Here is a 16184-nt window from a genome sequence, read left to right on the forward strand (position 1 = left end):
TACACATGACACAAGGTACAGTTAAATGGTTTAACGCAGAAAAAGGTTTCGGTTTCATTTCAGTTGAAGGCGGAGACGACGTATTCGCTCACTTCAGCGCTATCGAAGGCGACGGCTACAAAACATTAGAAGAAGGACAAGCTGTTGAATTCAACATCGAAGAAGGCCAACGTGGTCCTCAAGCAGCTAACATCGTTAAATTATAATTTTAACATTCAAGGACTCCTCAATTGAGGAGTCCTTTTTTTGTCTAAATATCTTCCAGTTCATCTGCGAGCGGCCTAAAGAATATAGTGACAAGACTTAACAGACCATAAATAATAAACAGCAATTGAAAACCCAGTGATTCCAAAATAAAACCGGAAAAGAACGTTCCGAGAAACTGTCCTGCTGCCAGTGAAACAAATGTCACTATGATTCCCATTGATGGAAATTCAACGTAAAGGCGCGCACTCCAAAATGCATACACTCCCATACTAAAGACATAGACCAATCCGAATAATAAAGTTGATATAGCCAATAACAAGACATTTTCGCTTAGTATAAGCGATATATTCGCAATAGCGAGTAACAGCCCCGTAAAAATATGGATCTTAGTCATTCCGAATCGTTCAAGTGCTCTTCCCGCAAAGCCGCCGAGCAAGCCACCGATTCCGAGAACAACCCAGAACAGACTGGTCCATTCCTTATAGTCCGTCTTAAAAATATAAGACTGGAAATAAGTCCAGTACGCTGCTGTACCGATTCCTAGCAAAATAGTTGATAAAATCAGTTTTCTGCCGTAGAAAATGTGATGGAGATCCAGCTTGTAATTAAGATGACTCATTTCTACATAAGGAAGCTTCTTATAGTTGACGAGCACGATGAATAAACTCAATAGAATGAACGTCAAATAACTGTAGCGCCAGTAACCTTTAAATAAAAAGACAATGATTCCTATAATGATTAGACCTAGACCAATTCCTGTATTGATCCAGGCGTTACTTCTGTCCTGATAACCGTAAGTAATTTTCTCTTTGATGATATAGCCGAACGGTGCTGTAGCTACACCTGCTGAGTATCCAAGAACGATGACTCCTGCCCCAAACAGTAAATAATGAGTGGACAGCATCAGCATCATCAACCCCGCTATTGTCAGTCCCCCTGAAATCAACAGATCATTTCTCGGTTGAAACTGCTTAAATATAGTGTAGACAGAAATGATTCCGAGACAGTAGGTCAAATAAGAAATCGAAGACACCATCCCTGAAATTTGATTAGTCATTTGCAACGGCTCGTTAAAATAAGGCAGCAGCAGACCATAGCTGAATCTTGAGATGCCATACGCCATAGCGATAAAGATAATACCTGTGAAGACAATCTGTTTTTCCTGTTTCATAGCATAGACTCCTGAAAAATTTGTCGTAGCGTATTTACCCGTTCTATAAAAAATAAACCTGTCAATTAATGACAGATTTATTTTAGGTAAGTCTCATCTATTACTCTGACCCATATTAAATGATCATCATTTTTTCCCCAGTAATCTTGAGCATTATAGGTCGGTTCCCCAAATTTCCTGCACCATTTGACTTGAGCTGTCTTGTACCCGCAATCCAGGCAATAATGAGTGATTCCGTTCTGCTTCATGTCTTCACGGACATGGTCAATCAGCCGGCTTCCTATTCTATTTCCTTGATAATCAGGATGTACATATAACGTTCCGATCTCGAATGTTTCTTTCAAAGCATCGTGTGTTATTTCGTTGATCATCTGATTTGCTTTGCCGTAAGTAATGCAGCCGATAATACGCTCGTCAAGTTCTGCTACAAAAAACTTCTTTTCCTGACCTTCCGTGTCAAAATCTGACTGCAGATAGTGAATTTTAGTCTGATATTCTGCTGCTTTGTCTTCTTCATCACTCAAGTTATTCAACCGGAAAGTATCATCAATAACTGTTCTGAATAAATGTTGTAATTGTTCTTTATCATGAAGTAATGCTCTTCTGATTTTCATGGAACACCTCATTTAAGTCATAATGCTTATTCTCCTGTTTCGCTGAATCGCTTAATGCGTTCTCCAATTTCATCCCTGACGCGCTGGAATACTGACCAGTCCTGCCCTGCCGGATCCTCAAAGCCCCAGTGCTCTGTTCTGACATGGGACGGTGTCACCGGACAGACATCTTTCGCGTGGTCGCATAACGTTACGACCAAATCTGCACTATTTAATACTTCCGCATCAATCTTATCAGATGTCTGCTGCGATATATCGATACCGACTTCTTTCATCGCCTCAATTGCTTTCGGATTAACTCCGTGTGTTTCTATACCTGCTGAGAGTACATTCCATTCAGGTAAATATTTTTTACCAAATCCTTCTGCAATCTGACTGCGGCAAGAGTTACCTGTACAAAGAAAGTATATCGTTTTTTGATTGTTTTTCATAACCATTCTCCTCTTAATTAAATATCAACATCGATAAGTAAAGACCGACTAATGTCATAAATAGCACAGGAATCGTAATGACAATACCCGTTTTAAAGTAAGTCCCCCATGAAATCTTGACACCTTTACCGCGCAGCACATGAAGCCAGAGCAATGTTGCGAGGGAACCGATAGGCGTGATTTTTGGTCCAAGGTCACAGCCGATGACGTTGGCGTATACTAGCGCTTCTTTTAGTAATCCTGTTGCCTGCGATTGATGGATTGCAATAGAGTCAATAAGTACTGTCGGCATATTGTTCATGATGGAAGATAACACTGCTGACAGAAATCCCATACCCATCACAGTACCGAATAAGCCCGTATCAGTAACCTGGTTGATCACTGATGCAAGGACGTGAGTTAACCCTACATTCTTCAGACCGTATATGACAACATACATACCGATTGAGAAGAAGACGATGGCCCACGGTGCACCTTTAATGACTTTTGCTGTTTCCACAGCTTTACTGCGACGTGCGATTAACATAAATACAAGAGCAATCAGTCCGGCAATCAGTGAAACCGGTACATGTATCATGTCACTGACTAAATAACCGAGCAATAATAAAGCGAGTACAACCCATGATAATTTAAATAACTTCTTGTCTTTGATCGCTGATTCTGGTGTCTTTAACTTCGACGGATCATAGTGTTTCGGTACTCGTTTACCGAAGTACAGCCACAGTACAATAATACTTGCGATCAGACTGAAAATATTAGGAAGAAACATATGCTTTGCGTATTCCAGGAAGCCGATATCAAAATAATCTGCTGATACGATATTCACTAAATTACTAACAATGAGTGGAAGGCTTGTTGTATCTGCGATAAATCCTGAGGCAATGATAAACGGAAAAACCATCTTCTCGTCAAACTTCAAATGACGGACCATCGCCAGAACAATCGGTGTCAGAATCAATGCCGCACCGTCGTTTGCGAAAAATGCAGCAACGACTGCGCCGAGCAGACAGACATAGATGAACATGAGCAGTGAATTCCCTCGGGCGAGACGTGTCATGTGCAGGGCCGCCCATTCAAAGAAGCCGATCTCGTCAAGAATCAATGAGATCAAGATGACAGCGATGAAAGTGAATGTCGCATTCCAGACAATGCCGGTGACATCTCGGACATCATTAAAATCAACGACACCGAACAGCAGTGCAAGAATCGCTCCTCCGATTGCTGAATAGCCAATCGATAAGTTTTTAGGCTGCCAGATGACAAGTGTTAAGGTAAGCAAAAATATCATTACAGCAATCCACGTCATCATCCACAGCACCCTTCACTGTTAATTTCGGCGCAAACGCAGCGTTCACTTTCATTGAATAATTGCTCAGTGAACTGCAGCACAGCAGGCGTCTTCTCTTTGTTCAGCGAATACATCACTTTCGTACCCTCTTTCCATGACGTCACAAGATCTGCTTCCTTCAACTGCTTCATATGATGAGATAAGGTCGGCTGCGTAACTTTGAAATGTTCAAGAATATCACACGCACAAAGCGGTCCGCATGATAATAAATCGATGATTTCAAGCCTGTTTCTGTCTGACAGCACTTTGAATAAAGCTGCCATTTGTTCGTAATTCATAGTGATGCTCCTTATATAGATATTTGTCTATATAATAAACTAAATATAGATGACTGTCTATATATAAAATAAAAAATTATCTTATGCAGTCTGTCATTTACCGCATAAGATATAGTTAATTGTTAATGAATCCTAAATCCACTGCCATCCGCCAGGCATTGATCCGGTTCTCTGCGCCAAGCTTTTCAATAATAAGAGATGTATAATTTCTGACTGTCCCGTCGCTTAAAAATAACTGGCTGCTGATTTCCTTGCTTGATAACCCTTCACCGATCAATTGTAGAATTTCCTGCTCTTTATCAGTCAGAGGGTTTTTAGTGAGCATCATCGGCAGAAGTTCAGGACTATATTCCTTCCCGCCTGCCATCACTTTTTCGATGGTTTCTATCAGCTCATCAACTGAACGTTCCTTCAGGACATAGGCATCTACGTTTAAGTTCAATGCCTTCTCAAAGTAGCCTGGACGCTTAAATGTCGTGACAATCACTACTTTACAAGGCAGCTGTTGATGCTTAATCGCTTGAAGTACGTCAAGACCTGTTACTTTCGGCATCTCAATATCCAGCACTACAATATCATATGTCTGGTCCAAAGTATCCAGTGCTGCCTGACCATCCGCCACTCCGGTGACACTCTTAAATTTACCGCTGATCGTCAGCAGTTTGACCATCGCTTCACGCAGCATACTCTGGTCTTCTGCTAATAATAGTTTCATAGAATCACTTCTCCATCTCTATATAAACTTCAAGTCCCGGTTCCATGTCATTATACTTAACAACGCCGTAAAGTTGCTGAACTCTCCGGCTGATACTCTTTAATGCCATCGATGAATGAGATAATCCAACACCATCGTCTCTATAGACAAGCGATATTAAATGGTCCTGCTCAGCCAGTTCACAATAAACATGTGCAGCTTTACTATGTTTAATAACATTGTTGGTCAGCTCACGGATCAGCATCACTAGTTCATTCATCCGTTCTTCTTTAATATCGATAGATGCGAGGTGATAGTCAAACTCAATCCCGGCATCACTCAGTAATGCTTGAGACTGCTTCAGCTCTTCTGCAACAGTGGTCTGCTGTATGTTATCAACAATTGATCTGACGGAAAATAATGATGACTTTACAAGGTCATTAATTTCCTTTATTTCTACTTTTGCCATTGCTGCATCATAGTCGACTAACTTCTCTGCAAGCTCTGATTTAACGGACAGCGTGCTGAATAACTGACCGAGAGAGTCATGCAGATCTTCTGAGATCCGGTTTCGCTCAAGCTGTCCTGCCATCACTGCAAGTTCTCTGTCCTTATCATTCAACTCCTGCTGAAGACGGTTCTGTTTCGCAAAAAAGTCATTCGAGAGCAGCATCACACCAGCCAGTACTATAAAAGGGAGCAAGGTATAACCGACCGTCAGATGATTCAACTTAATAATCAGAAAGTTTAAAATAAATGAGCCGATTAACAATACTCCATATTTAGAGATAATTTTCTGATTTAAATTGTATGAAAGTATACTAACCGGAAAGAAATAAAATAAAATGCATCCCGGGTCGATGAAATAAACAAAGTAGCTGATCGATAGAATCAACAAAATCCACATTGCCAGCTGGTACTTTTTCTTTCTTTCAAGAAAGAAATACGCACATAAAACATACAATCCGATAGCCGTCCAGTCTGCGATTCCATCAATAAGATAAGTCGGATGAAGAGCTTGTGATATAGGATATATCAGGAAAATCAATGCAGAAACATAATTTGCAAGATGGACGCCTAACCGTTGATTCATTAAATCACTTCCGTTCGTTTTCTTATCACTAATGTTAACATAACGAACGCCAGACCATAGAGTAATAATATAATAATGGAATGGTACGGATAGTGACCAGCAAACTGACCTGCAGCGATGTTTTTAAAGTTATAGGTCGGCATGGCATAAGCGATCGGTTTCAACCATGCCGGAAATGTAACAACCGGAAACCACAGACCACCGAGCATTGCGAGTCCGAGATAAAGAAGGTTCGCAACGATGGATACTTTCTGCGCATCTTTAAAATGAGCAAGCAGTAAACCAAGTGTCAGGAAGATCGTCCCACCGAATAACAGTGCGACATAGCTGATAATCCATTCTGAGACTGTCATGTCTACTCCTTTGTAGAACTTGCCGACTAAAAATACGATAAGAATAGAGATCATATACATGATCATGATTTTAATCACTTTGCATAAATAATAGATGAGTGGATTCAAAGGTGTTCTGAATAGTGCACGGCTCCAGCCTTCTTTCTTGTCATTGATCATTTCAACAGGAAATGTGAACAAGGCGAAACTCGTTAAACTGAATGTCGTCATTGACAGCATATAGTCTCTGACATAAAACTTCTGCATCTTCTCTGTCGGCATATCCATCATTGAAGAGAAAATAATGAAGAAAATCACCGGCAGCAGGATAGAGAAAAAGAAAATACTTTTTCGTTTCGTCACATCAATCATCTCGTATTTCATCATCGCTTTAAACTGTTTCATGAGAATCCTCCTCTACGGCTTTAAATATACTGTCCAGCAGTGATTCATTGCTGATTTCAATGTTTTGAAGTGACACTTGATGATGCTGCAGCACATTGATCAGCTGATCAATATGCAACGTTTCGATGGTCATATATTGTTTATCCACTTTAATATGACGACTGAATGGACGAAGTTCATCCAGTAAATATTCGAAGTGTACAGGCAGCATGACTTGCTTTGTCATATTTTCACTGCGGATAGCTCTTGGAGTGCTGTCTCTAATAACTTCTCCTTTATGGAGCAGTACGATTCTGTCTGCCAGTGATTCAACTTCCTCAATATAATGTGAAGTAAAGAGAATCGTCTTTCCTTCAGACTTCAACTGCTGAATCAGCTCGTAGAACCGCTTCCGTGTCGACGTATCCATCCCGGTCGTCGCCTCGTCCAGGATAATAAAGTCAGGATCCCCCATCAATGTCAGTGCCACATCCAATATACGCTTCTGACCACCGGATAATTTATCCGCCTCTGTCTTCATCAGTGTCTCATCAAATAAAGTCATCGATTTAATTGCTTCAATGGATAAAGGTTCTGAATATAAGTTTCTGAACAGTTCAATAATCTGATAGGTCTGCATATGCGGCGTGAAATAACTTTGCTGGTAAAGGACTCCCGTTTGGTTATGATTTCTAATCAGTTCCTGTCCTTCAATCGTCCCGGAAGACACTTTCTTATTGTCCAGCAGCAGATCAATTAACGTTGATTTACCTGCGCCATTCGGACCGACCAGAGCCACGACATCACCTTGATTGATTTCAAGATTAATTTCCGATAAAATTCGTCTGCCTTTAATTACTTTAGAAACATCATTCAGTTTTATCATGTTCATTCCTCCTTAGGTCCATTAAACAGCTTTTCTAACGTGAAACACAGTCACATCTGTCACCATTGTTATATGACATTTGTCATTACGTGATTGCACGATAAAATATGTAGTACAATGTAGACAATAATTAAATATTCTGGAGGCTGCTATGAAAATCGAACATGTTGCGATGTATGTCTGTGAACTGGAACTGATGAAGGATTTCTACTGTACTTACTTTAACGCCACAGCAAATGACAAATACTATAATCCGAAGACTGGTCTTGAAACGTACTTTCTGTCATTTAAGGAAGGGGCAAGATTAGAACTGATGACACGCCCTGATATGGGAGAAGACCATGAAGGATTGTGGCACCTGGGATTGACGCATCTGGCAGTCAGCCTCGGCAGCAAGCAGGCGGTCGATGAGTTAACTGAACAACTCGTGACGTCAGGCTGTACCCTGGTCAGTCCACCTCGTACCACAGGAGACGGATATTACGAGAGCTGCGTTAAAGATCCGGAAGGCAACCAAATTGAACTAACGACATAAAAAAAGAGGACGCATCAGCATCCTCTTGAAAATTTACATGACAATAACATTGAACAGATGACCGTCAGGGTCTTTAAAAGCAAATCCATAGTAACCGTGTGACTGTCGCGGCTGTTCCAGTACTTCACCACCAGAACGCTCCACATTAACTGCCAGTTGATCGACTTCTTCATTGCTTTCGAGATCAAACGATACAATAAATTCATTGCCATCATCAGTATCAGTGAACGACATGCCTGTTCTCGACTCTAAAACACTTTTGTTGAAGAACATCAGCATCTGACTTCCTACTTTAAGCCCTGTCATATTATCATCAGAGTTACCTTGATGAAATTCCAGACCGATGCCATTATAGAAAGCTCTCGTTCGCTTAATGTCTGCGACAGGAATATTCAACCAGTACGATTTCATCAGAAGTCCTCCCTACTCAGCACTGGCCATCCAAGACACACCAAATGGATCAGTGAAACTTCCATAAAGATTTGTCCACTCAGTCGGACCAAGCGGCATCGGAATTTTACAACCTGCTAGTTCGGCTTTCTGGAACAAATCTTTGACCCGATTGACCGCTTCCTCGTCATTACCGTCAAATATAAAACAAACCTGCGCACCTTCGTTATTAATGTCCCGGTTACCCCAAGTATCACTTGCCATAAACGTCTTATCCAATAAAGTAAAAGAAGCATTCATAACGAAATTTTTTGCTACCTCTTCAGGCATCTTATATTCCTCTGGCATGTCTTTAAACATTTCGCTATCGCCCATCACCTTTTGAACATTTGTCGCGCCTAACTTCGTCTCATAAAATTCTAAAGCCTGTAACGTGTTTTGATAATTGAAGTACGGAATGACATTGAACATTGAATATCCCTCATTTCGTTTTATGTTGACCACTGTTATTATAATATATAATTAGTAATATAACGAACTAATTATATATTTATACTAAAATAGTCTGATGAACTATCCCATTTGAAAAGAATAATTTATTTTACTTGAAGGAGATGAAATTTGATAGCGTATATGCTATCATACATTATGAAGAAAATTGAATTTCAGTATGCTAAAGATAGTAGAGGCAATGAATATTTTTTTGATTTGTTAGATAGCTTACCTGACAAACAGAGAGTTGCTCTTGTCACTCTTATTAGTAAAATTGAAAAATATGGTCTTCAAGAAGCTATTAAAAATCAATGGGTAGCAAAACTTGATAAAAACTTATATGAGATAAGAAGTAAACAGGGAAGTAATATTCAACGAGGAATCTACTTTCATTTAATTAAAGATCAATATGTTATCACACACGGATTCACTAAAAAGACTCAGAAAACTCCCCAAAAAGAAATTAATAAAGGTAAATTAATAAGAAATAAGTTTATACAATCCTATAAATTAAAAGGAGTGGATAATAATGAGTAGAATTGATGACTATATGAAACAGGATATTAAAAAAAATCCTCATTTAAAAGAGATGTACCAATTAGAAGATATTAAGTTAGAAACAGCCGTTCAACTTGTGAAACTTAGACAAAAGAAAGGTTTATCTCAAAGACAACTCGCTCAATTGATGAATAAACCTCAATCTACAATTGCCAGAATTGAAAACGGCGAAATGAATCCGACAATATCTTTATTAGCAGAAGTCGCCAAAGCTACTGATACAGAATTAAAGTTTGAATATATCTAGATTTATTAAGTTCTGTGAAAACAGAGCTTTTTATTTTGTATTCTCAATAGACTCTTCATAGAAGTACCATCTAAATCAAAGTCTATTATCATTTTAAGAAATTAAATGTTACCTATTTTAGCAATATCTCCATTTCCATATCCATGTATGTTTTAATTAAAGTATCTATTTATCAAGGAGATGGAGTTATGAATTTAGGTCATTTTTCATTGAGTTTAGAAGTCAAAGATATTTATGCTTCTCTTGAATTTTATAACAAGCTTGGGTTCAAGCAAATTATGGGTAATCTCGACCAGAAGTGGTGTGTGATTAGAAATGGAGATTGTACAATCGGGTTATTCCAAGGAATGTTTGACAGTCATTTGTTGACGTTCAATCCGAAGTGGCATTCAAATTTCAAAGAAGATGCGGATGCCCCTGATATTCGTGAGATTGAGTCTGACTTGCGCGCAAATGGCATCGAACCTGTGAAATCATTTGAATATGATAGTCAAGGTCCCGCTCACTTTGTTATAGAAGATCCAGACGGCAATACTATTATGTTTGAGCAGCATTTTTAACTTTTAATCGTCAGGAGAGATTGATTTTGATTTACTTTTTATTCGCATTACTGATAGGCATCGGTGTTCCGGTGCAGACTGCTGTTAATTCTCGGCTTCGGAGTTATGTGCTGTCCCCATTTGTCGCTTCTTTTATTTCATTCAGCGTGGGTACTTTGCTGCTCGCTGTCATGACATTGCTGACAAAACACACTTTATTATTTAACGCAGAATTATTTTCTACCGCCCCTGTCTGGGTAGGACCGGCGGTATGCTCGGTGTTATTGGACTGACCGGTAATATTCTGCTGTTCCCAAAACTCGGAGGGGTGCAGACTGTGCTGCTGCCGCTGATGGGTCAGATTATTGCGAGCATGCTGATTGATACGTTCGGCTTATTCAATGCACCGCAGCAACCGTTCACGTTGCTCCGTGGTGTCGGTATATTAATTCTGATCAGTGGTCTGATCTGCATTGTCGTTCTTCCAGAGATGCTAAACAAAAGAAACAAGCGACCGTCTGTTGAAACATCAGGCGTCAAATTGCCTTATCAATTATTCGGTATCTTTGCCGGCATGCTGATGGCGACCCAGTCTGCGATTAACGGTCATCTCGGCATCATTCTTCATTCACCGATTCACGCTGCTTTCATATCATTCATTGTCGGCATGACGCTGTTATTATTAATTATTACGTTCGCCTTAAGAAATGTTACGAATATCCGGCTTGCTTTCGGCAGTGGTCGTCCGTGGTGGATCATGACAGGCGGTCTTATAGGTGCCATGTTTGTGCTTGGTATGGCAGCTTTAGTACCAATCATCGGAACTGGTCTAGCTGTTGTAATCGGTCTGTTCGGACAAATTCTCTGCAGCGTCCTGATTGACCGCTTCGGTTTACTTGGAGCTAAGCAGACGCCTGTCACAGGCATTCAACTGCTCGGTATTTTGTTGATGGTTCTCGGTGTCATTCTTGTCAAAGTCTTCTAAAATTAGACTTGGCTAGTCTCTTTTAGTATGATGAAGTTAATTAATCGTTATTCAGGAGGACTATTAATGAATGAATATAATGAAATAGAATCCTTTTCCGCCGAGGACCGCATGCTCGGCATGCTTATCTATGCTTCCAGTTTCTTTGCGCCAGTCGTAGCTCCCCTGCTTATCTGGTTATTGAAACGTGAACAGTCACCGTTTATCGATATCATCGGTAAGGATTATCTGAACTTCCTGATTTCATATAGCATATGGGGATTCATCGCAGGTATTCTGTGTTTTGTATTAATTGGTTTAATCATATTACCTATCATTAGTATACTTGCTTTTGTCTTCACTATTGTCGGAGCAGTCAAAGCGTTCAATGGTGAGTTCTACCTTCCACCGTTCTCCATCAGATTTTTACACTAAAAAGCATCGGACCGTTGTCCGATGCTTTTTAACGTATTTTTAAATGATGGTTGATATCATCAACATATTTTTTATTATATAATTTTTGCACGTACCAGATAATAAAGTATACGATAATGAAGATAATGAAAAAACTCATAATCGCTCCAAACTTCAGAGGGAACCAGCCGGCAAGTATCGCCAGTGGAAAAAAGAAAATGATAATTGTTAAGAAGTGTGTAATCGTCATCCTCGTAATACTCCAATCTCGCTGTTTAAAGATCAAGTCAGCATATTGAAAGAGTATACCGATCAGACTCCAGATGACAAATGCGACATACATCACCTGAAGCTCTGTAAAGTGCTCATAATAATAACTGCCCATAAAGGAATCAGGTGCCATCGGGTAATATTCACCGTCCGGCGCAAAGCTTGAAAATATAATAGACATCAAGTTGCCGACAAACTGTCCTGTCACTATTCCGTATATTAATCTTTTCATATTTCTAATCGCTCCTTTATCGCCTTTAAATAATGGCGTGATGAATAAGTATGTTCTCCCTGCTTCATAAAAATTTCTATCATCCCATTGGAGTTGACATGAAGATAATCGATGAACTCAATATTGATGATTTCTGATTTTGAAATTCTGACAAACCGGTGATCCATCATTTCTTCAATTTGATATAATCGCTGCTCCAGTCTTAATTTCCTGTCATTTGTGAGGAGCGCATATACTACTTTATTTTCCACAATAAACTGAGTGACGTGACTGACATTAATCGGATAGACGTCTTCTCCGTCTCTGCCGTATAATTTTTTGACTGATATCATGTCCTCCAGCTGCCTGATTATCAGACTAAGTTCAGGCGTCAATGCACGCGTATGAATCGTAATCGTTTCCTCCTTAATCTCAGGATTTATATTCAGTTCTAATCTCATGACGTCACCTCGTTTATCGTTTTAATCGATCAGATGCTGATTGTGTCCCTCTAATAATTTGCTCGACACCAAGAGCTTGACCTATCCCCATCGTTGGCATATTGATATACACATTTTCAAATGCTCCGTCTTTAATGACATATGTTTCATGATAGAAACCCACTGCATCATTATTCTTCAACCTCTGATGAAATGTCTTCCAGGCTTTCAGATGTTTGGGTCCCTTTGCATAAACCATTAAGTCGTCAGGCGTCTCCCAGTACTGGACAAGTAATGTCGTCCTGAGTCTAAAGAAACTTTCCATGGACAAGCAGCCAAGTTCTTTATGAGATTCCAGTTCGCGCATCATCGGGTACATGGCTGTTAAAACAGGCAGCCATCTATGTACTGCCCTCACTCGATTAATTCTCATACCAATGAGAAATACTGTTACACTTTCCTGCTTTCTGCTCGTGTATCTACCGTTTAGTACTGACATCGAATCCCTCCTGAATATGTTCTTAACCTTATTAAATCAGAAACGAGGGAGTAATTATATACTTTAGGACTAAGCGGTCATGTAGACTTACTATGTGGTAGATTGTAATGCATAAAAATAAGACACGACAAATGTCATGCCTTATTTACTATTGATTAACCTTACTCTGCTTCTCAAGGAAACGTTTAAGTTTTTCTTTATCCTTGCTCATCTGTTTAACATTGATATTGAAATCTTTATTCAATTTCTTTTCGGTAAAATGATAGGTTTTATCAGGTGTTTTTACATCGACATAACCGAGATTGTCGATTAAACCGACTGCCAGCCCGCTCACTTTTTCCAAAGCTTTCTTTGATGCTTGGTCATTGACTGATTTGTAATCAATGATGAGTCCATAGGGTTCCGTTGTCGTCTGTAGTTCTATCGTATAATCTCCGTATTGCTTCGCTCCCGCTTCTTCGAGAATGTGTATCACTGCATTATTGTCACCGGTATGGGCAGTTTTCAAATCCCACAGTGCATCTGCATCTCCTGCTTCTGCGTTACTACAAGCACATAGCATGGCTATCATTATCAATAAGCTAACTATCTTTTTCATCGACACGCCTCCTCAAAGTTATCTTTATTATAATTTGTGAATACATATTCATCAATATTGAATTAGCTAAAGAATTTTATTTCTATTTGCTGTTATTTTATTTATGATGGAATTAATGAAATTATTGGAGGATCAGTTATGAGTAACCAGTTAAAAGGGATTGTTCTTATTATTTGCGGTACTGTATTCTGGGGGATAGGTGGTACTGTTGCCGAAGTGTTATTCAAAGACTATGGATTGGACGTCAATGACTATGTCAAATTTCGTCTCATCGTCAGTGGACTGTTGCTGCTGCTGCTTGCGCTGATCAGAAAACAACCGGTCACTGCTCCTTTCAAAAATAAATGGACAGCACTTCAGATGCTGGTCTACTCTGTCTTTGGTATGCTCGCTGTCCAGTACACTTATATGGCATCCATTCAAACAGGTAATGCAGCAGTTGCAACTCTTCTTCAATATTTATCTCCTGTGGTCATTCTCATATTTTACGTTATAAGCCGGAAGAAACCGTTTCGTCTGCAGGATTTAACCATTGTAGCGATCTCGATGTTCGGTACTTTTTTATTACTGACAAACGGCAGCCGGCAATCCTTCGAAGTCGCACCTCCTGCTGTCATATGGGGGCTGCTCAGTGCTACCGCTGCCGCTTTTTATATTATGTATGCCGGCAATCTCTTTAAACATGCACCGTCTCTTGTGATTGTCGGATGGGCGATGCTGATCGGAGGCTTCTTCATGTTTATCCTTGATTTCAGCTGGTCATTCAATTTTACTGCACTTGGTGGCCGTGGATTGCTCCTGCTCTCAATTTCCGTCATTGTCGGAACGATGCTTGCATTCTGGCTGTATTTAGAAAGTGTCAACTATATCCAGGCAGAAATTGTTGCATTACTCGGCTGTCTCGAGCCGCTGACCGCTGTGATACTAAGCGTAATCTGGTTGAATGCTTCATTTGGTATCATGCAGTTCATCGGTATCCTAATTATTTTCAGCATTGTCATATATTCTTCACTCAATAAAGCGAACAGTAAAAAACTCTCCTGACTACTACTTGTCAGAAGAGCTTTTTACTTTAATTATTTTTTCAGATCTTTCTCTGGTAATGTATTATGCAGTGATTTTGGTGGATTCTCGAGTTTCGGAATCTCGCCTTCGAACGGAATTTTTTCTACATACTTGAACTCACCATCTCCTGCAGGCGTCGTTCCTTCTGCCCAAGAGCCAAGACTGCTTTCTTCAGAACTTGCTGAATGATTAAATAAAGAGAAAGCAATATCTGTACGCTCCTGTGAGCGATCGAAAGTTGACGGAACAATCTTGCCTTCTGCTGCTTCCAGTTCAGCGATTGCCTGCATCCATAAGTTCTGGTGGAAAGAATCACGCGCAATAAGTACTGCAAGCATATCTTTCAGACCTGGATCATCTGCCATCTCATAAATGCGGACTGCCTGGATACGTCCTTGTGACTCAGCATTCAAGTTAGCACGGAAGTCGGCAAGTAGATTACCGCTTGAAATAATATAGCTGCCCATCCATGGATTGCCGACACTGTCAGCTGGACGTGCATTAAGTCCTGAGACAATCGCATGCTGCGGATTCATTCCCGCTAGAATTGAGCCTACAACAGGATCCTTCGCTGCTGCTTCCTGATGTTTAATATCTGTGCCTTCAAGTAATCGGCCGACCATCGTTGCAAGCATTTCAATATGTCCTAATTCTTCAGTACCGATATCTAATAGTAAATCTTTATATTTTTCGTTACCTTTTCTTACACCCCAGCCTTGGAACAAATACTGCATCGCCACACTCATCTCACCGAACTGTCCACCAATCAATTCTTGGACCTTCTTCGCCATCAACGGATCTGGTTTCACCGGTTTCGCTTCGAACTGTAAATGTTTATCATGTAAGAACATAAAGTATCCTCCTAGTTTGGATTAGTCGTACCTTTATCTCTTACCTTCTCTATTTATTTATAAACATTCTACATTTAGTTTCGCTATTAAATGTCATGTTTTTCATAACAAGTTCACTTCACTGTCATATTTAATTTAATCGGTTGTTTTTATGACTCAAGTGGTTTTACCATGATCACATCAATCTGCTCATCATCTCCCATGAAGAATGAATGAGCACCTTGTCTCACAAATCCCATTCTTTCATAAAAAGCGATTGCATTATCATTATGTTCCCAGACGCCGAGCCAGATTTTTTGTTTGTGATGATAAAGCGCAAGTTCTACCGATTTATCGAATAAGTATCTGCCGAGTCCGTTACGATGAAATTCTTTCTTTAAGTAAATGCGCTCGATTTCAAGCGCATCATCGCCCAGCGTCTCTGTCTGTGCATCGTTAATGTTTACCTTTAAATAGCCTGCAAGCTGCGCGTCTTTATAAACAAAGTAAAACTCAGAGTCAGGGTTCTGAAGCTCTCGAGTCAATTTATCAAGGTTGTAGGCAGATTTCAGATAAGCAGTCATATTCTCTTCTGAATTATGCACGTCAAACGTCTCACGATATGTTGTAATACTAATCGTTTGAAGTGCTGCTGCATCGTCGACGGTTAATTTTCTTAAAGCTACTGTCATCT

26 protein-coding genes are annotated in these 16184 nt (G+C 39.8%); 9 read left to right on the forward strand and 17 right to left on the reverse strand.

Translation table 11 applies throughout. The features are described 5' to 3' along the window. The first annotated feature begins 5 nt into the window (after positions 1-5). Positions 6-206, forward strand: coding sequence for a cold-shock protein (locus ERX29_RS07590; protein WP_133444102.1), 201 nt, complete (start codon positions 6-8; stop codon positions 204-206). Positions 207-250: 44 nt separating this feature from the next. Here ERX29_RS07590 and ERX29_RS07595 read toward each other — a convergent pair whose 3' ends face one another. The 9 genes from ERX29_RS07595 to ERX29_RS07635 all read right to left on the reverse strand — a co-directional run bounded on the left by ERX29_RS07595 (position 251) and on the right by ERX29_RS07635 (position 7438). After that, the gene (locus ERX29_RS07595; protein WP_133444103.1) at positions 251-1378 is read right to left on the reverse strand and encodes an MFS transporter; all 1128 of its coding nucleotides are present in this window, start codon (positions 1376-1378) and stop codon (positions 251-253) included. A gap of 77 nt (positions 1379-1455) precedes the next feature. Beyond that, complete coding sequence (locus tag ERX29_RS07600) at positions 1456-1992, reverse strand: GNAT family N-acetyltransferase (RefSeq protein WP_165981107.1); 537 nt, start codon at positions 1990-1992, stop codon at positions 1456-1458. Positions 1993-2018: 26 nt separating this feature from the next. Then, on the reverse strand, positions 2019-2423 hold the full coding sequence (gene arsC, locus ERX29_RS07605) for an arsenate reductase (thioredoxin) (RefSeq protein ID WP_133444105.1): 405 nt from the start codon (positions 2421-2423) through the stop codon (positions 2019-2021). 13 nt (positions 2424-2436) lie between these two features. Beyond that, positions 2437-3729, reverse strand: a complete 1293-nt coding sequence (locus ERX29_RS07610) for an arsenic transporter (protein WP_165981113.1) — start codon at positions 3727-3729, stop codon at positions 2437-2439. Continuing rightward, a complete protein-coding gene (locus ERX29_RS07615; protein WP_133444107.1) occupies positions 3729-4049 on the reverse strand; it encodes an ArsR/SmtB family transcription factor in 321 nt (106 codons plus the stop codon). The genes ERX29_RS07610 and ERX29_RS07615 overlap by 1 nt, the downstream gene beginning before the upstream one ends. A 115-nt stretch (positions 4050-4164) precedes the next feature. Continuing rightward, on the reverse strand, positions 4165-4764 hold the full coding sequence (locus tag ERX29_RS07620; protein ID WP_133444108.1) for a response regulator transcription factor: 600 nt from the start codon (positions 4762-4764) through the stop codon (positions 4165-4167). Positions 4765-4768: 4 nt separating this feature from the next. Next, complete coding sequence (locus ERX29_RS07625) at positions 4769-5836, reverse strand: sensor histidine kinase (protein WP_133444109.1); 1068 nt, start codon at positions 5834-5836, stop codon at positions 4769-4771. Further along, positions 5836-6573 carry an ABC transporter permease gene (locus tag ERX29_RS07630; RefSeq protein WP_133444110.1) on the reverse strand — a complete coding sequence of 246 codons (738 nt, stop codon included), beginning with the start codon at positions 6571-6573 and terminating at the stop codon, positions 5836-5838. Before ERX29_RS07630 ends, ERX29_RS07625 begins: the two co-directional genes overlap by 1 nt. Beyond that, positions 6560-7438 (reverse strand): ABC transporter ATP-binding protein, encoded by an 879-nt coding sequence (locus ERX29_RS07635; RefSeq protein ID WP_165981108.1) that lies wholly within the window; start codon positions 7436-7438, stop codon positions 6560-6562. Before ERX29_RS07635 ends, ERX29_RS07630 begins: the two co-directional genes overlap by 14 nt. Positions 7439-7589: 151 nt before the next feature. Between ERX29_RS07635 and ERX29_RS07640 the strand changes: the two genes are divergently transcribed. Then, a complete protein-coding gene (locus tag ERX29_RS07640) occupies positions 7590-7973 on the forward strand; it encodes a VOC family protein (protein ID WP_133444112.1) in 384 nt (127 codons plus the stop codon). 33 nt (positions 7974-8006) lie between these two features. On the opposite strand, the gene ERX29_RS07645 is transcribed toward ERX29_RS07640, so the two are convergent. Beyond that, a complete protein-coding gene (locus tag ERX29_RS07645) occupies positions 8007-8384 on the reverse strand; it encodes a VOC family protein (RefSeq protein ID WP_133444113.1) in 378 nt (125 codons plus the stop codon). 12 nt (positions 8385-8396) lie between these two features. Then, a complete protein-coding gene (locus ERX29_RS07650) occupies positions 8397-8834 on the reverse strand; it encodes a VOC family protein (protein ID WP_133444114.1) in 438 nt (145 codons plus the stop codon). A 177-nt stretch (positions 8835-9011) separates the two neighbouring features. Between ERX29_RS07650 and ERX29_RS07655 the strand changes: the two genes are divergently transcribed. The 6 genes from ERX29_RS07655 to ERX29_RS07675 all read left to right on the forward strand — a co-directional run bounded on the left by ERX29_RS07655 (position 9012) and on the right by ERX29_RS07675 (position 11598). Then, positions 9012-9392 carry a type II toxin-antitoxin system RelE/ParE family toxin gene (locus tag ERX29_RS07655; RefSeq protein ID WP_133444115.1) on the forward strand — a complete coding sequence of 127 codons (381 nt, stop codon included), beginning with the start codon at positions 9012-9014 and terminating at the stop codon, positions 9390-9392. Beyond that, the gene (locus ERX29_RS07660; protein ID WP_133444116.1) at positions 9385-9660 is read left to right on the forward strand and encodes a helix-turn-helix domain-containing protein; all 276 of its coding nucleotides are present in this window, start codon (positions 9385-9387) and stop codon (positions 9658-9660) included. The genes ERX29_RS07655 and ERX29_RS07660 overlap by 8 nt, the downstream gene beginning before the upstream one ends. A gap of 188 nt (positions 9661-9848) precedes the next feature. Beyond that, positions 9849-10220 (forward strand): VOC family protein, encoded by a 372-nt coding sequence (locus ERX29_RS07665; protein ID WP_133444117.1) that lies wholly within the window; start codon positions 9849-9851, stop codon positions 10218-10220. Between the two features lie 26 nt (positions 10221-10246). Continuing rightward, a complete protein-coding gene (locus ERX29_RS11150; protein ID WP_207999175.1) occupies positions 10247-10492 on the forward strand; it encodes a DMT family transporter in 246 nt (81 codons plus the stop codon). Further along, positions 10471-11184, forward strand: coding sequence for a DMT family transporter (locus tag ERX29_RS11120; RefSeq protein WP_207999177.1), 714 nt, complete (start codon positions 10471-10473; stop codon positions 11182-11184). The genes ERX29_RS11150 and ERX29_RS11120 overlap by 22 nt, the downstream gene beginning before the upstream one ends. Before the next feature lie 66 nt (positions 11185-11250). After that, positions 11251-11598: a DUF4870 domain-containing protein gene (locus tag ERX29_RS07675; protein ID WP_133444118.1), complete on the forward strand. Its 348-nt coding sequence runs from the start codon at positions 11251-11253 to the stop codon at positions 11596-11598. Positions 11599-11626: 28 nt separating this feature from the next. On the opposite strand, the gene ERX29_RS07680 is transcribed toward ERX29_RS07675, so the two are convergent. From ERX29_RS07680 to ERX29_RS07695, 4 genes are all read right to left on the reverse strand, one after another. Next, positions 11627-12079 (reverse strand): DUF3021 domain-containing protein, encoded by a 453-nt coding sequence (locus tag ERX29_RS07680; protein ID WP_133444119.1) that lies wholly within the window; start codon positions 12077-12079, stop codon positions 11627-11629. Beyond that, positions 12076-12519 (reverse strand): LytTR family DNA-binding domain-containing protein, encoded by a 444-nt coding sequence (locus tag ERX29_RS07685; RefSeq protein ID WP_133444120.1) that lies wholly within the window; start codon positions 12517-12519, stop codon positions 12076-12078. The genes ERX29_RS07680 and ERX29_RS07685 overlap by 4 nt, the downstream gene beginning before the upstream one ends. A 13-nt stretch (positions 12520-12532) precedes the next feature. Continuing rightward, a complete protein-coding gene (locus tag ERX29_RS07690) occupies positions 12533-12997 on the reverse strand; it encodes a DUF4188 domain-containing protein (RefSeq protein ID WP_133444121.1) in 465 nt (154 codons plus the stop codon). A gap of 148 nt (positions 12998-13145) precedes the next feature. Continuing rightward, on the reverse strand, positions 13146-13595 hold the full coding sequence (locus ERX29_RS07695; RefSeq protein ID WP_133444122.1) for a DUF4825 domain-containing protein: 450 nt from the start codon (positions 13593-13595) through the stop codon (positions 13146-13148). A gap of 138 nt (positions 13596-13733) precedes the next feature. Here ERX29_RS07695 and ERX29_RS07700 point away from each other — a divergent pair, with 138 nt between their 5' ends. Beyond that, positions 13734-14639: a DMT family transporter gene (locus tag ERX29_RS07700; protein WP_133444124.1), complete on the forward strand. Its 906-nt coding sequence runs from the start codon at positions 13734-13736 to the stop codon at positions 14637-14639. Between the two features lie 32 nt (positions 14640-14671). Here the strand turns inward: ERX29_RS07700 and ERX29_RS07705 are convergent, their stop codons facing one another. Both ERX29_RS07705 and paiA read right to left on the reverse strand, forming a co-directional pair. Next, positions 14672-15511, reverse strand: a complete 840-nt coding sequence (locus ERX29_RS07705; protein ID WP_133444125.1) for a manganese catalase — start codon at positions 15509-15511, stop codon at positions 14672-14674. A gap of 149 nt (positions 15512-15660) precedes the next feature. Further along, positions 15661-16182, reverse strand: coding sequence for a spermidine/spermine N(1)-acetyltransferase (gene paiA, locus ERX29_RS07710; RefSeq protein WP_133444126.1), 522 nt, complete (start codon positions 16180-16182; stop codon positions 15661-15663). Positions 16183-16184 lie beyond the last annotated feature (2 nt).

The sequence above is a fragment of the Macrococcus lamae genome (assembly GCF_004359545.1).
GTDB lineage: Bacteria > Bacillota > Bacilli > Staphylococcales > Staphylococcaceae > Macrococcus > Macrococcus lamae.

What these genes read in the sequence shown, in the direction of transcription:
- ERX29_RS07705 (WP_133444125.1), bottom strand. Translation starts at nt 15,511, where the DNA reads ATGTTCTTACATGATAAACATTTACAGTTCGAAGCGAAACCGGTGAAA.
- ERX29_RS07650 (WP_133444114.1), bottom strand. Translation starts at nt 8,834, where the DNA reads ATGTTCAATGTCATTCCGTACTTCAATTATCAAAACACGTTACAGGCT.
- ERX29_RS07610 (WP_165981113.1), bottom strand. Translation starts at nt 3,729, where the DNA reads ATGACGTGGATTGCTGTAATGATATTTTTGCTTACCTTAACACTTGTC.
- ERX29_RS07620 (WP_133444108.1), bottom strand. Translation starts at nt 4,764, where the DNA reads ATGAAACTATTATTAGCAGAAGACCAGAGTATGCTGCGTGAAGCGATG.
- ERX29_RS07595 (WP_133444103.1), bottom strand. Translation starts at nt 1,378, where the DNA reads ATGAAACAGGAAAAACAGATTGTCTTCACAGGTATTATCTTTATCGCT.
- arsC (WP_133444105.1), bottom strand. Translation starts at nt 2,423, where the DNA reads ATGAAAAACAATCAAAAAACGATATACTTTCTTTGTACAGGTAACTCT.
- ERX29_RS07685 (WP_133444120.1), bottom strand. Translation starts at nt 12,519, where the DNA reads ATGAGATTAGAACTGAATATAAATCCTGAGATTAAGGAGGAAACGATT.
- ERX29_RS07660 (WP_133444116.1), top strand. Translation starts at nt 9,385, where the DNA reads ATGAGTAGAATTGATGACTATATGAAACAGGATATTAAAAAAAATCCT.
- ERX29_RS07615 (WP_133444107.1), bottom strand. Translation starts at nt 4,049, where the DNA reads ATGAATTACGAACAAATGGCAGCTTTATTCAAAGTGCTGTCAGACAGA.
- ERX29_RS07690 (WP_133444121.1), bottom strand. Translation starts at nt 12,997, where the DNA reads ATGTCAGTACTAAACGGTAGATACACGAGCAGAAAGCAGGAAAGTGTA.
- ERX29_RS11120 (WP_207999177.1), top strand. Translation starts at nt 10,471, where the DNA reads ATGCTCGGTGTTATTGGACTGACCGGTAATATTCTGCTGTTCCCAAAA.
- ERX29_RS07665 (WP_133444117.1), top strand. Translation starts at nt 9,849, where the DNA reads ATGAATTTAGGTCATTTTTCATTGAGTTTAGAAGTCAAAGATATTTAT.
- ERX29_RS07640 (WP_133444112.1), top strand. Translation starts at nt 7,590, where the DNA reads ATGAAAATCGAACATGTTGCGATGTATGTCTGTGAACTGGAACTGATG.
- ERX29_RS07625 (WP_133444109.1), bottom strand. Translation starts at nt 5,836, where the DNA reads ATGAATCAACGGTTAGGCGTCCATCTTGCAAATTATGTTTCTGCATTG.
- ERX29_RS07675 (WP_133444118.1), top strand. Translation starts at nt 11,251, where the DNA reads ATGAATGAATATAATGAAATAGAATCCTTTTCCGCCGAGGACCGCATG.
- ERX29_RS07655 (WP_133444115.1), top strand. Translation starts at nt 9,012, where the DNA reads ATGAAGAAAATTGAATTTCAGTATGCTAAAGATAGTAGAGGCAATGAA.
- paiA (WP_133444126.1), bottom strand. Translation starts at nt 16,182, where the DNA reads ATGACAGTAGCTTTAAGAAAATTAACCGTCGACGATGCAGCAGCACTT.
- ERX29_RS07600 (WP_165981107.1), bottom strand. Translation starts at nt 1,992, where the DNA reads ATGAAAATCAGAAGAGCATTACTTCATGATAAAGAACAATTACAACAT.
- ERX29_RS07590 (WP_133444102.1), top strand. Translation starts at nt 6, where the DNA reads ATGACACAAGGTACAGTTAAATGGTTTAACGCAGAAAAAGGTTTCGGT.
- ERX29_RS07645 (WP_133444113.1), bottom strand. Translation starts at nt 8,384, where the DNA reads ATGAAATCGTACTGGTTGAATATTCCTGTCGCAGACATTAAGCGAACG.
- ERX29_RS07635 (WP_165981108.1), bottom strand. Translation starts at nt 7,438, where the DNA reads ATGATAAAACTGAATGATGTTTCTAAAGTAATTAAAGGCAGACGAATT.
- ERX29_RS07695 (WP_133444122.1), bottom strand. Translation starts at nt 13,595, where the DNA reads ATGAAAAAGATAGTTAGCTTATTGATAATGATAGCCATGCTATGTGCT.
- ERX29_RS07680 (WP_133444119.1), bottom strand. Translation starts at nt 12,079, where the DNA reads ATGAAAAGATTAATATACGGAATAGTGACAGGACAGTTTGTCGGCAAC.
- ERX29_RS07700 (WP_133444124.1), top strand. Translation starts at nt 13,734, where the DNA reads ATGAGTAACCAGTTAAAAGGGATTGTTCTTATTATTTGCGGTACTGTA.
- ERX29_RS07630 (WP_133444110.1), bottom strand. Translation starts at nt 6,573, where the DNA reads ATGAAACAGTTTAAAGCGATGATGAAATACGAGATGATTGATGTGACG.